Below are 14,964 nucleotides of genomic sequence, written 5' to 3' on the forward strand. Positions count from 1 at the left end.
GTCAATCGGTCTCGGCCAAAGCCTCCAGGACGCCGTCGCCGTACTTGGCCAGCTTGTTCTCGCCGACGCCGCTGATCTTGCCGAGCTCGGCGAGTGTGGTCGGCAGGTCTGTGGCGATCTGCCGCAACGTCGCGTCGTGGAAGATGACGTACGCCGGGACGCCCGTCTCCTTGGCCACGGCACCGCGCCACGCGCGCAGCCGCTCGAACACCGGCGCCGCCTCGGCCGGCAGGTCCGCGACCGCCTTCTTCCCGCTGGAGGACCGGCTGCTCGACCTGGCCCGGACGCGCTCCGGCTCGCGGCGCATCATCACCTCGCGCCGCCGGCCGAGCACCTCGCCGCTCTCCTCGGTGAGCACGAGCGTGCCGTAGTCGCCCTCGACCGCGAGCAGCCGCAGCGCCAGCAGCTGCCGGACCACGCCTCGCCACTCCGCGTCCTTCAGCTCGGTCCCGATCCCGAATACGGTCAGCTCGTGGTGCCGGAACTGCTTGACCTTGTCGGTCTCTTTGCCGAGCAGGATGTCGATCAGCTGGCCGGCGCCGAACTTCTGCCCGCGCTCGTGCTGCAACCGGTAGACCGTCGACAGCAGCTTCTGCGCCGCGATCGTCCCGTCCCACGACTCCGGCGGCGTCAGACAGGTGTCGCAGTTGCCGCAGGTCTCGCCGTGCTGGCCGAAGTACGCCAGCAGTTGCGATCGCCGGCACTCCACGGTCTCGCACAACGCCAGCATCGCGTCGAGGTGTGCGCTGAGCCGGCGCCGGTGCGCGAGGTCGCCCTCGGACGTGTCGATCATCTTGCGCTGCTGTACGACGTCCTGCAGCCCGTACGCCAGCCACGCCGTCGACGGCAGCCCGTCGCGCCCGGCGCGGCCGGTCTCCTGGTAGTAGCCCTCGACCGACTTCGGCAGGTCGAGGTGTGCCACGAACCGGACGTCCGGCTTGTCGATCCCCATCCCGAAGGCGATCGTCGCGACCACGACGAGCCCGTCCTCGCGCAGGAACCGCGCCTGGTTCATCTGGCGGGTCCGGCTGTCCAGTCCGGCGTGGTAGGGGACTGCCTCGATCCCGTTCTGGGTCAGGAACGCGGCGGTCTTCTCGACGCTGTTGCGCGAGAGGCAGTAGACGATGCCCGCGTCGCCGGCGTGCTCGGTGCGCAGCAGATCGAGCAGCTGTCGCTGCGGGCTGTCCTTCGGGACGATCCGGTACTGGATGTTCGGCCGGTCGAAGCTGGCGACGAAGTGCTTGGCGTCGGTCAGCTTCAGCCGGGTCGCGATCTCCTGGTGGGTCGCCTCGGTCGCCGTCGCGGTCAGCGCGATCCGCGGTACGTCGGGCCACCGCTCGTGCAACTCCGACAGCATCAGGTAGTCGGGCCGGAAGTCGTGCCCCCACTGGGACACACAGTGCGCCTCGTCGATCGCGAACAGCGCGATCTTGCCCTGGTCGAGCAGTCGCACGGTCTGCTCGACCCGCAGCCGCTCCGGCGCGAGATAGAGCAGGTCGAGCTCACCGGCGAGGAACGCCTGCTCGACCGCACGCCGCTGCTCGAAGTCCTGGGTGGAGTTGAGGAACCCGGCCCGGACGCCGAGGGCGGTCAGCGCGTCGACCTGGTCCTGCATCAACGCGATCAGCGGCGAGATCACCACCCCGGTCCCGGACCGGACCAGCGCCGGGATCTGGTAGCACAACGACTTCCCGCCGCCGGTCGGCATCAGCACCAGCGCGTCGCCACCGCCCACGACGGTGTCGATGATCTCGGCCTGCTGCCCGCGGAAGGCGTCGTACCCGAACACCCGCCGCAGGACCTCGACAGCCTCGGAGTCAGTCGTCGTCTCGCTCACCCCGCGAGTCTAGTGAGATCCGGGGACAGCCGCCGGGGGCCTGTGGATTACTCGCCGGCGTAGGTGCCGACGCTCCAGATGTTGCCCTCCTGGTCGCGGACCGAGAAGTCGCGGGAGCCGTAGTCGGTGTCCTGCAGACCGCGGAACACCACCGCGCCCGCGCCGACAGCACGACCGATCAACGCGTCCGGGTCGTTGTGCACCAGGTAGACCGACTGTGTCCGGTCGGCCAGCTCGGAGAACGCGTCCGGTTCCGCCTTCGCGTCGGTCGAGCTCAGCATCACGCCACCACCCGCCGGCCAGGACAGCTGGGCGTGCGCGATCGACCCCTCGGCAGCACCCGGGTACGACGCCACGAGCTCGAAGCCGAGCCCTTCGGTGAGGAACCTCAGCGCGGCCTGCCCGTCCCGGTAGACGAGTGTCGGCCACACCCCGACGACCTGCTTTTCGTGTGTCTTCATAGCCCCGACTCTGCGACCCGGGCCGGGGCGAAGTCTTGAAGGTTTGGGAGCTCCTCGGCAAGCCACTGCCGCGGCGAGCAGCCCGCGATCGCCTGCCACTCGCGGGTCAGGTGCGCCTGGTCGGCGTACCCGAAGTCGGCCGCAAGGTCCGCCAGCCGGGTCTGAGGATGCCGACGCAACCGCCCGACCGCGCGCTCGAACCGCAGCACCCGCGCCGCCACCTTCGGCGCCAGCCCGAACTCGCTGGTGAAGCGGTCCGTCAGGTGCCGGCGACTCCACCCGACCTCGTCGGCCAGCCGCTGTACGCCGATCTCTCCGCCGCTGTCCCGCAGCCGCTGCCACGCCCAGCCGACCTCGGGCCGGGTCGCACCCGCCGAATCGTCGCTCCACCGATCTAGCAGCAGCCGCTCGAGCAGGTCGAAGCGGTGCTCCCAGGTCGGGGCTTCGCGAAGCTGTTCGGTCAGCACCCGCGCCGGTCGGCCGAGCAGCTCGTCCAGACCCACGACCGACCAGGCAAGCTCGCCGGCGGGCAGGCCGAGCAGATCCCGCGCGGCCGCGGGAGTCAGCGCCACCTGCACCCCGGCCCGGCTGAGTGTCTGCCCGATGTGCACCGCGGTGGCATGCAGCCCGCCGACCGCGGCGTCGTACTTCTCGACCGGGCTGCCGGGCCAGGTGATGCCCAGCGGCTCGTCGAGCGTGACCACCAGGGTCAGGAACCCGGACGGTAGGCCTCGGTGCAGGACCGGTGGATCGCCGGCGTACGCGTAGCCGCTGAGGTCGCCGACGTACGGGCGCAGGGCTGGGTGCACCGCTCGCGTGTGGTGCCCCATCCCGGCCATACGCTCAGGCTAGAGCGGGCGACGGACAATCACGATCCGTCCGAAGTCGGTCGGTGCGATCCAGACGGCCTCGAACCCGGCCGCCACCGCCTCCGCGGTCAGCTCCTCGGCGGTCCGCCCGTACGGCAGCCCGCGGGTGTGCGCGAGCAGCCGGCCCAGGTTGTACGCCGGACGCCCCTCCTCGGTGGGCTCCGGTTCGCGTTCTTGCAGGAAGAGCAGGCCGCCTGGTCGCAGTGCCCGCAGGATCACCTCGAGCGTGGTCGCCCGCGTCTCCTCGGGGAAGAACGGCTGCGCCCAGAACGCGCCACCGAACGCCTCATGCTCGTCCAGCTTCCGGGCATCCATGCAGCGGATCTCCAGCCGGTCCGCCACGCCCAGGGCCTCGGCCCGGCGCTGTGTCTCGGCAGCGACAGTCGGGAGCAGTTCGATCGCCACACCGCGGAGCTCGGGGTACAGGGTTGCCAGCGTCAGCGTCGACCCAGCCACGCCACATCCGACGTCGAGCCACCGGTCGGTCCGGACGACGTGGACGAGCTCGGCGAGATGGGGCAGGAAGAGCTGGTCGAACAGCGCTCGGGTGATGTGCGTCGACCGCCCGCCAGAAGCGCGCGCTGTCACTAGCGCATCGGTCTCTGACGTGGCTGCAACGGCAGGCTCGGCAGCTGCGGCCGCCAGACCGACCGTCACGGCCGAGTAGTCGACCAGCTCGTCTAGGCCGACCCAGGCGTCTTCAGCAGTCAGCGCAGCGAACTCCGCGGTCAGCTGGATCGCACTGTCCTGCTGCACGACACCTTGTGACTCCAGTACGGCGACCACGTCGTACACCCGCTCCGGTGAGAGGCCGGAGTACTGCGTGAGCTCGTCGAGGGTGCGGGGGTCGCTGAGGTACTTGAACCAGCCGTTGGCGTGAAGGGCGGACGTCAGAGCCAGCAGGCTCGCGCCGGTGGCCCAGGACTGCACAGTGGAGCGGGCGGCACTCGACAGGGCGAAGCGGGACAGCGGGTCGGGCGCCGGGGTGCCGGCGGCTGGTGGCTCGGGAGCGGTGGGGTCTGGGGTGGTCACACCGGTCATGATGCGGCAGCGGGAGGGCACTGGGGCATCCGTCATCCGGGACCCGCGTACCGCCATCCGGACGGACGTGGCAACATCGGAGAGGTCGTTCTACTGCGAGGAGATGTCGTCGTGCCTGCTCTGAGGTCCCGTACCGTCACCCACGGCCGCAACATGGCGGGCGCCCGCGCGCTCATGCAGGCCTCGGGGGTAGCCCGCGAGGACTTCGGCAAGCCGATCATCGCGGTCGCGAACAGCTTCACCGAGTTCGTCCCGGGGCACACCCACCTCGCGCCGGTCGGCCGGATCGTGTCCGAGGCGATCCACGCGGCCGGCGGGATCGCGCGCGAGTTCAACACGATCGCCGTCGACGACGGGATCGCGATGGGCCACGGCGGCATGCTGTACAGCCTCCCGTCCCGGGACCTGATCGCCGACTCGGTCGAGTACATGGTCGAGGCGCATTGCGCCGACGCGCTGGTCTGCATCTCGAACTGCGACAAGATCACCCCCGGCATGCTGAACGCGGCCCTGCGGCTGAACATCCCGACTGTGTTCGTCTCCGGCGGCCCGATGGAGGCCGGCCGGGCCACGCTGGTCGACGGCACGGTCCGCAAGCTGGACCTGATCGACGCGATGTCCGAGGCCGTCAACGAGAACGTCTCCGACGCGGACATCCTGCGGATCGAGGAGAACGCCTGCCCGACCTGCGGTTCGTGCTCGGGCATGTTCACGGCCAACTCGATGAACTGCCTGACCGAGGCGATCGGCCTGTCGCTGCCCGGCAACGGTTCGGTGCTGGCCACGCACACCGCCCGCCGCGCGCTGTACGAGAAGGCCGGCGAGACCGTCGTACAGCTCACGAAGCGGTACTACGACAACGACGACGCGACGGTGCTGCCGCGCAACATCGCCACCCCGCAGGCGTTCGGGAACGCGATGGCGCTGGACATCGCGATGGGCGGCTCCACCAACACGATCCTGCACCTGCTGGCGGCCGCACAGGAGGCGGAGGTCGACTTCGACCTCGACGACATCAACGCGGTCTCCCGCCGGGTCCCGTGCCTGGCCAAGGTCGCGCCGAACGTCGCCCCGGGCGGCACGTACTACATGGAGGACGTCCACCGCGCCGGTGGTATCCCGGCGATCCTCGGCGAGCTGCACCGGGCGGGACTGCTCAACGAAGACGTCCACACCGTGCACAGCGACTCGATCGACGACTGGCTGAAGACGTGGGACGTGCGCGGCGGTTCGCCGTCGCCGGAGGCCGTGGAGCTGTGGCATGCGGCGCCGGGCTGCAAGCGGTCCGCCACGGCGTTCTCGCAGTCCGAGCGCTGGGACACGCTGGACACCGACGCGGCCGGCGGCTGCATCCGCGACAAGGAGCACGCGTACTCGAAGGACGGCGGCCTGGCGGTCCTGAAGGGCAATCTGGCGGTCGACGGGTGCGTCGTGAAGACGGCCGGCGTCGACGAGTCGATCTGGACGTTCCAGGGTCCTGCGGTGGTGTGCGAGTCGCAGGAAGAGGCTGTGGAGAAGATCCTGGCCAAGCAGGTGCAGCCGGGTGACGTCGTCGTGATCCGGTACGAGGGCCCGAAGGGCGGGCCGGGGATGCAGGAGATGTTGTACCCGACGTCCTTCCTGAAGGGCCGTGGTCTAGGCAAGGTGTGCGCGCTGGTCACCGACGGCCGGTTCTCCGGTGGTACGTCGGGGCTCTCGATCGGCCACGCGTCGCCCGAGGCTGCCGCCGGCGGCACGATCGCCCTGGTCCAGGACGGCGACCAGATCCGCATCGACATCCCCGGCCGCTCCATCGAGCTGCTGGTCCCCGACGAGGAGCTCGCCGTACGCCGGGACGCCCTGAACGGCGTCTACGCCCCGAAGAACCGGGACCGCAAGGTGTCCGCGGCGTTGAGGGCCTACGCCGCCATGGCCACCAGCGCCGACAAGGGCGCAGTACGCGACGTCACCAAGCTCACCTGACCCGTCAACCTCCCAACCCAACCCCACCCGCGCCCCGCCCGCCGATCCACACGAAGGGATAACCCCTCGACTTGTGTGTTCACCCCTCGCATACCAGGGGCGAACACTCGACTCCCGGGGATAACCCCTCGAACGTGGTTACAGCTCCAGGTCGAAGGCGAGGTTGATGGCTTCGGCCAGGGCCGGCTCCTGGTCGGGGTGGAGGTAGCCGATCAGGCGGCCGAGCTGGAGCTTGGGGATGGTCTGGATGTTGTCGCAGGAGATCGCGCTCTGGTGGTCCAGGCCGTTCTCAGGGCCGACCAGGACCTCGGTGGACAGACCCCGGATCGTGCTGGTGATGGGAGCCACCGTGACGTTGGTCAGGCGCGGGCGGATGAGCTCCCGGGTCAGGACCACGACCGGCCGCGGCTTGTCCAGCCGGGCGATGTGGATCGGACGCATCAATCGAGGTCGCTGAGGACGGTGACCGCAGCGGCGGGGGCGAGGCCCTCGAGGTCGGGGTACCCGCCGCGCTCGGCGAGGATGGCGACGTCGCGCGCCGCCAGCTCACGGCGTCGCTCGCGCTCCATCGCCCGAGCAACCACGGACGCCCGGCTGGTGGCACGGTCGCTCGCAACCAGCTCATCCATGAAATCGACGAGCTCATCCGGCAACCGCACGGTGATCTGCTTACTCATACCAAGACCATACCGCGCTGGGATTCATTTCGGTAGCGCCGTCTGTTCTTCCAGCGTTTCCCAGAGTCGCGCGGCGGTCTGCGGGTCCTGGGCGGCGGCGGACGGGTCGGTACGCCGTTCGCGCGCGTAGTAGAGCCCGGTCTCGCCGGCCACGTCCGGTGAGGTGGCGAGCCAGACCAGCGTCTCCGCACCTTGCTCGGGCGTCCGGGCGAACGGCTTGGCCATCGCCATCATCAGGCGCATCAGCCGGCCGTTGTTCGTGTTGAAGCCGGTCGCGACGAACCCGGGCTCGAACGTGTAGGTGTGGATCTGCGGCATCCGCCGAGCCAGTTCACTGCTCAGCAGGATCAGCGCCAGCTCGGTCTCGCCGTACCGCCTGAGCGCGCCGCCGGTCAGCTTCTTCGACGCCGAGAAGTACTGCGTCCCGGACAGGTCGTCGAAGTTGATCCGCTGCGCCTTCGCGTGCTCGTCGGACGCGGTCCCGATCACCCGGGCCCCCGGCGCGAGCCGATCCGCGAGCAGGGTCGTGATCAGGTACGGCGCCACCACGTTGAGCGCCCAGGTCAGCTCGATCCCCTCACTCGACACCTGGTGACTCCCGTACATCGCCCCCGCGTTGTTCACCAGCACGTCGATCACCGGCGCCCGCTCCGCGACCTCCACGGTCATCGCCCGGATCGAAGCCTGCGAGGTCAGATCCGCCTCGAAGACATCCGCTCCACCGATCTCCTGAGCAACAGCCCCGGCCTTGGCCCGGCTCCGGGCCACCAGCCCGACCCGCGCACCCCGCTTGGCCAGCTCGCGCACTCCGGCCAGTCCGATCCCGTTGGTCCCACCAGTCACCAGTGCGTACATGCCCCACCCCTCGCGCCGACGCTTTGAAGTCCAATACAACCCGTGGAAGGGTCAGTTGGGGGAGAGGGTGGACCAGCTGATCAGGTCGGTGGCGGGGAGGGAGGGGAGGGCGGCGATGGCGGTCAGTTCGGTGTCCATCAGGCCTACGAGTTGGGCCAGGCGGGTGGTGACGTCGGGGGCTTCGAGCAACTTCTGGCGGTCCGGGGTCATCAGCTTCATGGCGGCGGACATCAGGTAGGACAGGGTGCCGGGGTCGTCCGGGAGGTCGCCGAGGTGGAGGCCGGGGCGGCTGATCTCGCTGACCACCTCGGCGTACTTCCGGAAGCGCTCGAGCGCGACCGTCGCCGTACCCAGGGGGTCGTCGCCGAGGTCGTCGTCCAGCCACTCGACGTCGGCGACCAGGTAGTCGCCGCTGCCGTCCAGCTCGGACACCTTGAACCGCCGGTTCCCGGTCAGCGTCACCTCGACCGGTCCGTCGTCGTCCGGGTCCAGCGTGATCTCGGAGATCGTTGCCGCGCACCCGGTCCCGTACAGCGACCGGAACACCCGCTCGCCCAGCTCGTACCCGTCCCGCACGGCGAGCGCACCGCAGACCAGCTCGCCACCGTTCTCGACCAGGTCCCGGATCACCGCCCGTCCCTGGACGTCGGTCACCGGGATCGCCAGCACCAGCCCGGGGAAGATCACCGTCTCGACAGTGAGCAGCGGCAGGCGGGAGTCCATACAGCGAGCCTAGGGCATCCGGGCCGGCGTACTGGCGGGCGCTTCGGGCCAAGGTGGTCGACGGGGACGGCAACCAGACCGAACAGACGGTGACCGACGCGATTCGTTTCCGGTAAGCACGCGGATCCCCCTGGTCCGGCCGGGTTGTGGATACCGGTCGGGCCGGGAGGCGGCGCCCAACTAGACTGACGCCATGATTCGCCGCGTCGACCTGCGGGGCCGAGTGGCAGCTGGAGAGGTGCTCGACCTCGATGCCCTGGTCCCCCGAGCCGTGTTCGACGTCGAGGCTGCCCTCGACGTCGTCCGACCCATCTGCCTGGACGTCCGCCATCGCGGGGTGGAGGCGATCCGGGAGTACGGCGAGAAGTTCGACCACGTGCGCGTCGAGGACATCCGGGTCCCGGCCGAGGCGCTGAAGACCGCGCTGGAGGAGCTGGACCCGATGGTCCGGGCCGCCTTCGAGGAGTCGATCCGCCGCGTCCGCGAGGTCAGCGAGGACGAGCTCACCGCCGATGTCGCGTCTGAGCCGGCGCCGGGTGGACGGGTCACGCAGCGCTTCGTCCCGGTCCAGCGCGTCGGGCTGTACGTTCCGGGTGGCCGCGCGCCGCTCGCGTCGTCCGTGGTGATGAACGTCGTACCGGCGCAGGTCGCCGGCGTACCGTCGCTGGCCGTTGCCTCGCCACCGCAGAAGGAATTCGGCGGTCTGCCGCACCCGACCGTGCTCGCGGTGTGCGCATTGCTCGGGATCGACGAGGTCTACGCGATGGGCGGCGCGCAGGCGATCGCCGGGTTCGCGTACGGCTTCGAGGGCTGCCGCAAGGTCAACCTGATCACGGGACCGGGCAACATCTACGTCGTCGCCGCAAAGCGGGCCCTGCTCGGTGAGGTCGGCATCGACTCCGAGGCCGGGCCGACCGAGATCGCCGTACTCGCGGACGACACCGCCGACGCCAAGCACGTCGCCGCCGACCTGATCAGCCAGGCCGAGCACGACCCGATGGCTGCCAGCGTGCTGGTCACCCCGTCCGAGGCGCTGGCCGCCGCGGTCGAGGCCGAGCTGCCCGGACAGGTTGCCAAGACCAAGCACCACGAGCGCGTCACCGAGGCCCTGACCGGCCGGCAGTCAGCGATCGTCCTCGTCGACGACCTCGACCAGGGCACGGCCGTCGTCGACGCGTACGCGGCCGAGCACCTGGAGATCCAGACCGTCGACGCCGAGGAGCGGGCCGGTCAGATCACCAACGCGGGCGCGATCTTCGTCGGCAGCTGGTCCCCGGTGTCGCTCGGCGACTACTGCGCCGGGTCCAACCACGTGCTCCCGACCGCGGGCTGCGCGTGCCACTCGTCGGGTCTGTCCGTGCGCAGCTTCCTGAAGGCGATGCACGTCGTGAACTATTCCCGCGACGCGCTGCACGACGTCGCCGGTCACGTGCTCGCGCTCGCTCACGCCGAAGACCTGCCTGCCCACGGCGCGGCCGTGTCCGCCCGATTCCCTGAGGAGCAGTGATGGGCCGCTTCGACGGGCTGCCGCTTCGCGACGAGCTGAAGAGCTTCGAGCCGTACGGCGCCCCGCAGCTCGACGTCCCCGTCCTGCTCAACGTCAACGAGAACCCGTACCCGGCGAGCGAGGCCACCGTCGCCGACATCGCCGCCGCAGTCACCGAGGCGGCCCGGGGGATGAACCGCTACCCGGACCGCGAGTTCCTCGACCTCCGCGCAGACCTCGCTGCCTACCTCGCGCGCGAGTCCGGTGCGCAGCTCCAGCCCGAGCAGATCTGGGCGGCGAACGGCTCCAACGAGGTCATGCTGCACATCCTGCAGGCCTTCGGTGGTCCCGGTCGTACGGCGCTGTCGTTCGCGCCGACCTACTCGATGTATCCGGAGTATGCGCGGGACACGAACACCGGCTGGGTCACCGGCCGGCGCGCCGAGGACTTCACGCTCGACCAGAGCAAGGCACTGGCCGCGATCTCCCGGCACCACCCGTCGGTCGTGCTGCTCGCCTCGCCGAACAACCCGACCGGCACGGCGCTGCCGATCGAGGTGGTCGAGGCGATCGCGGCGCGGACCGCGGCGATGGGTTCGGTCCTCGTCGTCGACGAGGCGTACGCCGAGTTCCGCCGTACCGGGACGCCGAGTGCGGTGTCGCTGCTGCCGTCGTACCCGAACCTTGCGGTCGCCCGGACGATGTCGAAGGCCTTCGCGATGGCCGGCGGCCGGGTCGGGTACCTTGCCGCGAGCAAGCAGTTCGTCGACGCGTTGCGGATCGTCCGGCTGCCGTACCACCTCTCCGCGGTCACCCAGGCGGTCGCGCGGGCCGCGCTGCGGCACTCCGACGAGCTGCTCGGCCGGGTCGAGCAGCTGCGGGTCGAGCGCGACGAGACGGTCGACTGGCTGCGGTCGCTCGGCCTGCGGGCGGTCGACTCGGACGCGAACTTCGTCCTGTTCGGGACATTCGCCGACCGGCACGCGGTCTGGCAGGCGCTGCTGGACGACGGCGTACTGATCCGCGAGACCGGCCCCGACGGCTGGCTGCGGGTCTCGATCGGCACCGGCGAGGAGATGGCCGCGTTCCGCGCTTCACTGGAGCGCATCCTCAAGACAGACACGGGAAGGCACTCACATGAGTGAGCGAAGCGAGCTCATCAATCGGCACAGCCCGCCATGCGGGTCGTGCGCGCCCGCAGCGGAGCGAGGACGCGCATGACCCGCAGTGCGCGGATTGATCGGGAGACCAGCGAGTCCAAGGTCCTGGTGGAGCTCGACCTCGACGGCACCGGTCGGGCCGACATCTCCACGGGGGTCGGGTTCTACGACCACATGCTCAACGCGCTGGCCAAGCACGCGCTGCTCGACCTGCACGTGAACACGGTCGGCGACCTGGAGATCGACGCTCACCACACCGTCGAGGACACCGCAATCGGCATCGGCCAGGCGCTTCGCGAGGCGCTCGGCGACAAGCGCGGGATCCGGCGGTTCGGCGACGCGACCGTCCCGCTGGACGAGGCACTCGTGCACTGCACGGTCGACCTGTCCGGCCGCCCGTACTGCGTCCACACCGGCGAGCCGGATGGCCAGGTGTACGCGATCATCGGCGGCGACTACGTCGGTTCGCTGACCCAGCACGTGTTCGAGACGCTCGCCTTCAACGCCGCGATCTGCATCCACATCCGGGTGCTGTCCGGTCGCGACCCGCACCACATCGTCGAGGCGCAGTTCAAGGCGTTCGCGCGGGCGCTGCGCGCTGCCGCTGAGCTCGACCCACGCCAGCCAGGTATCCCGTCCACAAAGGGTGCTTTGTGAGCAAGAAGGTCGTGCTGCTCGACTACGGCTCCGGCAACATTCGGTCGGGGGAGCGGGCCCTGCAACGCGTCGGCGCCGACGTCACGGTCACCGCGGACTTCCAGCAGGCCTGCGAGGCCGACGGCCTGCTCGTCCCCGGCGTCGGTGCGTTCGAAGCCTGCATGACCGGACTGAAGGCGGTCCGTGGTGACATCGCCGTCGACCGTCGGCTCACCGGTGGCCGCCCGGTGCTCGGGATCTGTGTGGGTATGCAGATCCTGTTCGCCCGCGGCATCGAGCACGGCGTCGAGACCGAGGGCTGCGAGCAGTGGCCCGGCACGGTCGAGCGCCTCCAGCCCGAGGACGCCCAGCCGGTCCCACACATGGGCTGGAACACGGTCGAGGTCCCCGGCGGCAGCACGCTCTTCGACGGTATCGAGAAGGACCGTTTCTACTTCGTCCACTCGTACGGCGTCCGCACCTGGGAGCTGACCGACACCCGCGAGTCCGTCAGCCCCCTCGTCACCTGGACCACCTACGGCAACGACCGCTTCGTCGCCGCCGTGGAGAACGGCCCTCTCAGCGCCACCCAGTTCCACCCGGAGAAGTCCGGTGATGCCGGCGCCACCCTCCTGGAGAACTGGGTCCGCTCACTCTGACGTGATCACGATCCTGGACTCCATCTCCAGCACCCGCTGGTAGTCGGCGTCCAGGGTCGCCGGGTCACTGTGCAGGAGAATGACCCACGCCAGGCAGCTGAACAGGTCGACGGTTTCCGGGACCACCGCGTCCTCGGCGTACAGGATCTTCATCCAGTGGAAGGACTTCAGGTCCTCGATGCCGTCGAAGACCGTGCGGTCGCGGAAGTAGCCCTCGCTCGGTGACATCACGAAGATGCCGCGGACCTGCTGGAGCAGGTCGTAGCCGGGCCGGGTCCGGCCGTGGACGCGGTGGGCGACCGTGCGCTGGATGTGGTTGTCGCCGGTCGCCAGCCGGCTGATCAGCTGGTGGCCGCCGCCGGCCGGGCGGGCCGCGATCTCGATCAGCCGCGGTCCGGCCGGCGTCATCATGATCTCGGTGTGGCCGCAGCCGACGCGGATGCCGACCGCGTCCAGGACCTGCTGGGTGTACGGCCAGAGCGCCGCGACCTCGGGATCGTCCTCGGCCAGGAAGTCGATCCGGCGGTAGATGCCGATCTTGTCGCCGTGGGCAACCTTCGTGTACCGGCAGACGTCGACCAGCGCGTGCACGCCGTCCACGCTGTAGGTGTCGACCAGGTACTCGTCACCCTCGGCGTACTCCTGGATCAGGACCGCGTCGTTGGTCAGCCCGAGTTTGTTGGTCCGGCCAAGCACCCGGTCGAACCGCTCCCGCCAGTCGCCGTCCTCGTAGACGATGTAGACCTCGTCACCGGCCGCGCTCTTCGGTGGCTTGATCACCAGCCGCCGGCCGAGGAGGTCGTTCTCCTTCAGCCACTGCTCGGCCTCGGCCGGATCCGCGGTCAGGAACTGCCGCAACCGCGGTACGCCGGCCGCTTCGAGCGCCTCGCCCATCTCCCACTTGTCCCGCCGCGCCGCTGCCAGCGCCGGCACGTTCCCCGAACCCGGCACCAGCAGCTCGATCAGCTGGTCACACAGCTCGACCCCACTCTCCGCCCCGGGCACGAGGTACTCCGGTGCGTAGACCCGCAGCTCGTCAGCCAGCGCGTGCACGTCGCCGGTGAAGTAGTGCACGTGCTCGAAGTCCTCCGGGTGCCAGCTCCCGGTGTACGCCGGCGGCGGCTCGGCGGCACTCAGTACGGCGACCGGCAACCGCCCCGCGTCCCGGAACGCGGCGGCGTACTCCTGTCCAGTGGAGACCGGGTCGACGATGATCGTGTAGTTGCTCAGGGCAATCATGGCAATCTCCTAGGCGGTCGCGGCCGGTTGGGCGGCCGGGACGGGCGCGGTCCGCATCCCGGCCGATGCGAGCAGTACGGCGAGCAGCCCGAGCAACCCGCACCACACCCAGACCTGGGTGCCGTACCGGTTCCAGAGCCACACGCCGAGGAACGGGCCGAGCGCGGAGCCGAGACCGAACATCGCGTGCGCGGCGCCGACGTACCGACCGAGCAGCGGTGGCGGCGCGACCATTCCCGGATAGGCGAACATCGTGGGTCCGCCGATGATCTCGGCCAGCGTCCAGAGCAGCGTGCCGATCACGAAGATCGCCACGCCGCCGGGCACCGAGTAGAACGCCAGCCCGCCGCCGAGCAAGGCAAACCCAGTCATCGCGGCGATGCGCGGCGGCCAGTTCTGCGTCACCCGCGTCATCAGCAGCTCGCAGGTGATCACGATGAAGCCGTTGAGCGCGACGACCGCGCTGTACCACCAGGTCGACAGCCCGTCGGCCTTCATGTGCAGCGGCAGGACTGCGAGGTACTGCATGTAGATCGCGGCGTTGATGAACATGCAGAGCAGGAACAGCACATACCGGAAGTCGCGCAGTACGGCGAGGTAGCCGCCGGCCGGCTGATCGACCCGGACGTCCTGTGGCCGAGCCGGGCCACGTTTTGGCAGCGCGACGATCGCGACTGTCGCGTACGCCAGCGCGGCGACCGCCTCGCCGATGAACAACAGGTTCCAGGACACCGCGACCAGGGCCGCGCCGATCAGCGGCGCGGCCGTGGTCCCGACGTTCATCGCCAGGCGGTAGACGGCGAAGATCATCACCTGGCGGTGCTTCGGCGTCAGCTCGGTGAGCAGCGCCGCCGAGGCCGGCCGGTAGAACTGCCCGACCGCCCCCGCGAGCGCCACCACCACGAGCACCGCGAGGTAACTGGGCACGAAAGCGATCGCCAGCACGAAACCGGCCATCCCGAACATGCTGATCATCACCGCGGCTCGCGGCCCGACCCGGTCCGACAACGACCCACCCACCACCAGCCCCACCACGGACCCCGCACCGTAAATCCCCAGCGCCGTCCCCGCCTGCACCGCCGTGAAGCCTCTCGACGTAGTCAGGAAGAGCACCAGGAACACCTGCAGGAACCAGCCGAGCTTGTTCACGAAGACGCCGACCAGCAAGGCCTTCACCGGCAGCGGCGCCTCCCGCACAGTCACCCAGATCCCACTGGACCCGGCAGACCCATCCGAGACCTGGGTGGCCCCAACCGAGACCCGGGTGGACTCATCCGAGACCTGGGCGGCCCCAACCGAGACCTGGGTGGACTCATCCGAGACCTGAGTGGACTCACTCCCACCCTCGCGAGCCGGCCC

At 69.8% G+C, this 14,964-nt stretch carries 15 protein-coding genes; 5 read left to right on the top strand and 10 right to left on the bottom strand.

The window, feature by feature from the left end; translation table 11 throughout:
- Position 1: 1 nt before the first annotated feature.
- Genes recQ through AB0E69_RS37100 form a run of 4 tightly spaced genes read right to left on the bottom strand, consistent with a single transcriptional unit; the run spans position 2 to position 4,199 of the window.
- Positions 2-1,837, bottom strand: coding sequence for a DNA helicase RecQ (recQ, locus tag AB0E69_RS37085; RefSeq protein WP_360157587.1), 1,836 nt, complete (start codon positions 1,835-1,837; stop codon positions 2-4).
- Positions 1,838-1,884: 47 nt separating this feature from the next.
- Complete coding sequence (locus AB0E69_RS37090) at positions 1,885-2,298, bottom strand: VOC family protein (protein ID WP_360157590.1); 414 nt, start codon at positions 2,296-2,298, stop codon at positions 1,885-1,887.
- Complete coding sequence (locus AB0E69_RS37095; protein ID WP_360157593.1) at positions 2,295-3,137, bottom strand: helix-turn-helix domain-containing protein; 843 nt, start codon at positions 3,135-3,137, stop codon at positions 2,295-2,297. Before AB0E69_RS37095 ends, AB0E69_RS37090 begins: the two co-directional genes overlap by 4 nt.
- 9 nt (positions 3,138-3,146) lie before the next feature.
- Positions 3,147-4,199, bottom strand: a complete 1,053-nt coding sequence (locus tag AB0E69_RS37100; protein WP_360157596.1) for a class I SAM-dependent methyltransferase — start codon at positions 4,197-4,199, stop codon at positions 3,147-3,149.
- A gap of 120 nt (positions 4,200-4,319) precedes the next feature.
- Here AB0E69_RS37100 and ilvD point away from each other — a divergent pair, with 120 nt between their 5' ends.
- On the top strand, positions 4,320-6,170 hold the full coding sequence (gene ilvD / locus AB0E69_RS37105; protein ID WP_360157599.1) for a dihydroxy-acid dehydratase: 1,851 nt from the start codon (positions 4,320-4,322) through the stop codon (positions 6,168-6,170).
- Positions 6,171-6,308: 138 nt separating this feature from the next.
- Here ilvD and AB0E69_RS37110 read toward each other — a convergent pair whose 3' ends face one another.
- Genes AB0E69_RS37110 through AB0E69_RS37125 form a run of 4 tightly spaced genes read right to left on the bottom strand, consistent with a single transcriptional unit; the run spans position 6,309 to position 8,425 of the window.
- Positions 6,309-6,611, bottom strand: a complete 303-nt coding sequence (locus AB0E69_RS37110) for a type II toxin-antitoxin system PemK/MazF family toxin (RefSeq protein ID WP_360157602.1) — start codon at positions 6,609-6,611, stop codon at positions 6,309-6,311.
- Positions 6,611-6,847 (bottom strand): YlcI/YnfO family protein, encoded by a 237-nt coding sequence (locus tag AB0E69_RS37115; RefSeq protein WP_360157607.1) that lies wholly within the window; start codon positions 6,845-6,847, stop codon positions 6,611-6,613. The genes AB0E69_RS37110 and AB0E69_RS37115 overlap by 1 nt, the downstream gene beginning before the upstream one ends.
- Positions 6,848-6,871: 24 nt before the next feature.
- Positions 6,872-7,702 (bottom strand): SDR family NAD(P)-dependent oxidoreductase, encoded by an 831-nt coding sequence (locus AB0E69_RS37120; protein ID WP_360157610.1) that lies wholly within the window; start codon positions 7,700-7,702, stop codon positions 6,872-6,874.
- A gap of 51 nt (positions 7,703-7,753) precedes the next feature.
- Complete coding sequence (locus AB0E69_RS37125; protein ID WP_360157613.1) at positions 7,754-8,425, bottom strand: LON peptidase substrate-binding domain-containing protein; 672 nt, start codon at positions 8,423-8,425, stop codon at positions 7,754-7,756.
- Between the two features lie 193 nt (positions 8,426-8,618).
- Between AB0E69_RS37125 and hisD the strand changes: the two genes are divergently transcribed.
- From hisD to hisH, 4 genes are all read left to right on the top strand, one after another.
- Entirely contained in the window at positions 8,619-9,932 is a 1,314-nt protein-coding gene (gene hisD / locus AB0E69_RS37130; protein WP_360157616.1) for a histidinol dehydrogenase, read from the top strand.
- The gene (locus tag AB0E69_RS37135; RefSeq protein WP_360157619.1) at positions 9,932-11,056 is read left to right on the top strand and encodes a histidinol-phosphate transaminase; all 1,125 of its coding nucleotides are present in this window, start codon (positions 9,932-9,934) and stop codon (positions 11,054-11,056) included. The genes hisD and AB0E69_RS37135 overlap by 1 nt, the downstream gene beginning before the upstream one ends.
- A gap of 72 nt (positions 11,057-11,128) precedes the next feature.
- Positions 11,129-11,728 (top strand): imidazoleglycerol-phosphate dehydratase HisB, encoded by a 600-nt coding sequence (gene hisB, locus AB0E69_RS37140; protein WP_360157622.1) that lies wholly within the window; start codon positions 11,129-11,131, stop codon positions 11,726-11,728.
- Positions 11,725-12,366 carry an imidazole glycerol phosphate synthase subunit HisH gene (gene hisH, locus AB0E69_RS37145; RefSeq protein ID WP_360157625.1) on the top strand — a complete coding sequence of 214 codons (642 nt, stop codon included), beginning with the start codon at positions 11,725-11,727 and terminating at the stop codon, positions 12,364-12,366. Before hisB ends, hisH begins: the two co-directional genes overlap by 4 nt.
- Here hisH and AB0E69_RS37150 read toward each other — a convergent pair.
- Both AB0E69_RS37150 and AB0E69_RS37155 read right to left on the bottom strand, forming a co-directional pair.
- The gene (locus AB0E69_RS37150) at positions 12,358-13,605 is read right to left on the bottom strand and encodes an ATP-grasp domain-containing protein (RefSeq protein ID WP_360157628.1); all 1,248 of its coding nucleotides are present in this window, start codon (positions 13,603-13,605) and stop codon (positions 12,358-12,360) included. The two genes, hisH and AB0E69_RS37150, sit on opposite strands and share 9 nt — an antisense overlap.
- A gap of 9 nt (positions 13,606-13,614) precedes the next feature.
- Positions 13,615-14,808, bottom strand: coding sequence for an MFS transporter (locus tag AB0E69_RS37155; RefSeq protein ID WP_360157631.1), 1,194 nt, complete (start codon positions 14,806-14,808; stop codon positions 13,615-13,617).
- Positions 14,809-14,964: the final 156 nt, after the last annotated feature.

This window comes from Kribbella sp. NPDC026611, from assembly GCF_040638345.1.
Classification (GTDB): Bacteria; Actinomycetota; Actinomycetes; order Propionibacteriales; family Kribbellaceae; genus Kribbella.

Excerpts from the sequence above, each read along its gene's own strand:
- AB0E69_RS37125 (WP_360157613.1), bottom strand. The coding sequence starts at position 8,425 with ATGGACTCCCGCCTGCCGCTGCTCACTGTCGAGACGGTGATCTTCCCC.
- AB0E69_RS37150 (WP_360157628.1), bottom strand. The coding sequence starts at position 13,605 with ATGATTGCCCTGAGCAACTACACGATCATCGTCGACCCGGTCTCCACT.
- hisD (WP_360157616.1), top strand. The coding sequence starts at position 8,619 with ATGATTCGCCGCGTCGACCTGCGGGGCCGAGTGGCAGCTGGAGAGGTG.
- AB0E69_RS37090 (WP_360157590.1), bottom strand. The coding sequence starts at position 2,298 with ATGAAGACACACGAAAAGCAGGTCGTCGGGGTGTGGCCGACACTCGTC.
- AB0E69_RS37120 (WP_360157610.1), bottom strand. The coding sequence starts at position 7,702 with ATGTACGCACTGGTGACTGGTGGGACCAACGGGATCGGACTGGCCGGA.
- hisB (WP_360157622.1), top strand. The coding sequence starts at position 11,129 with ATGACCCGCAGTGCGCGGATTGATCGGGAGACCAGCGAGTCCAAGGTC.
- AB0E69_RS37095 (WP_360157593.1), bottom strand. The coding sequence starts at position 3,137 with ATGGCCGGGATGGGGCACCACACGCGAGCGGTGCACCCAGCCCTGCGC.
- AB0E69_RS37135 (WP_360157619.1), top strand. The coding sequence starts at position 9,932 with ATGGGCCGCTTCGACGGGCTGCCGCTTCGCGACGAGCTGAAGAGCTTC.
- AB0E69_RS37115 (WP_360157607.1), bottom strand. The coding sequence starts at position 6,847 with ATGAGTAAGCAGATCACCGTGCGGTTGCCGGATGAGCTCGTCGATTTC.
- AB0E69_RS37110 (WP_360157602.1), bottom strand. The coding sequence starts at position 6,611 with ATGCGTCCGATCCACATCGCCCGGCTGGACAAGCCGCGGCCGGTCGTG.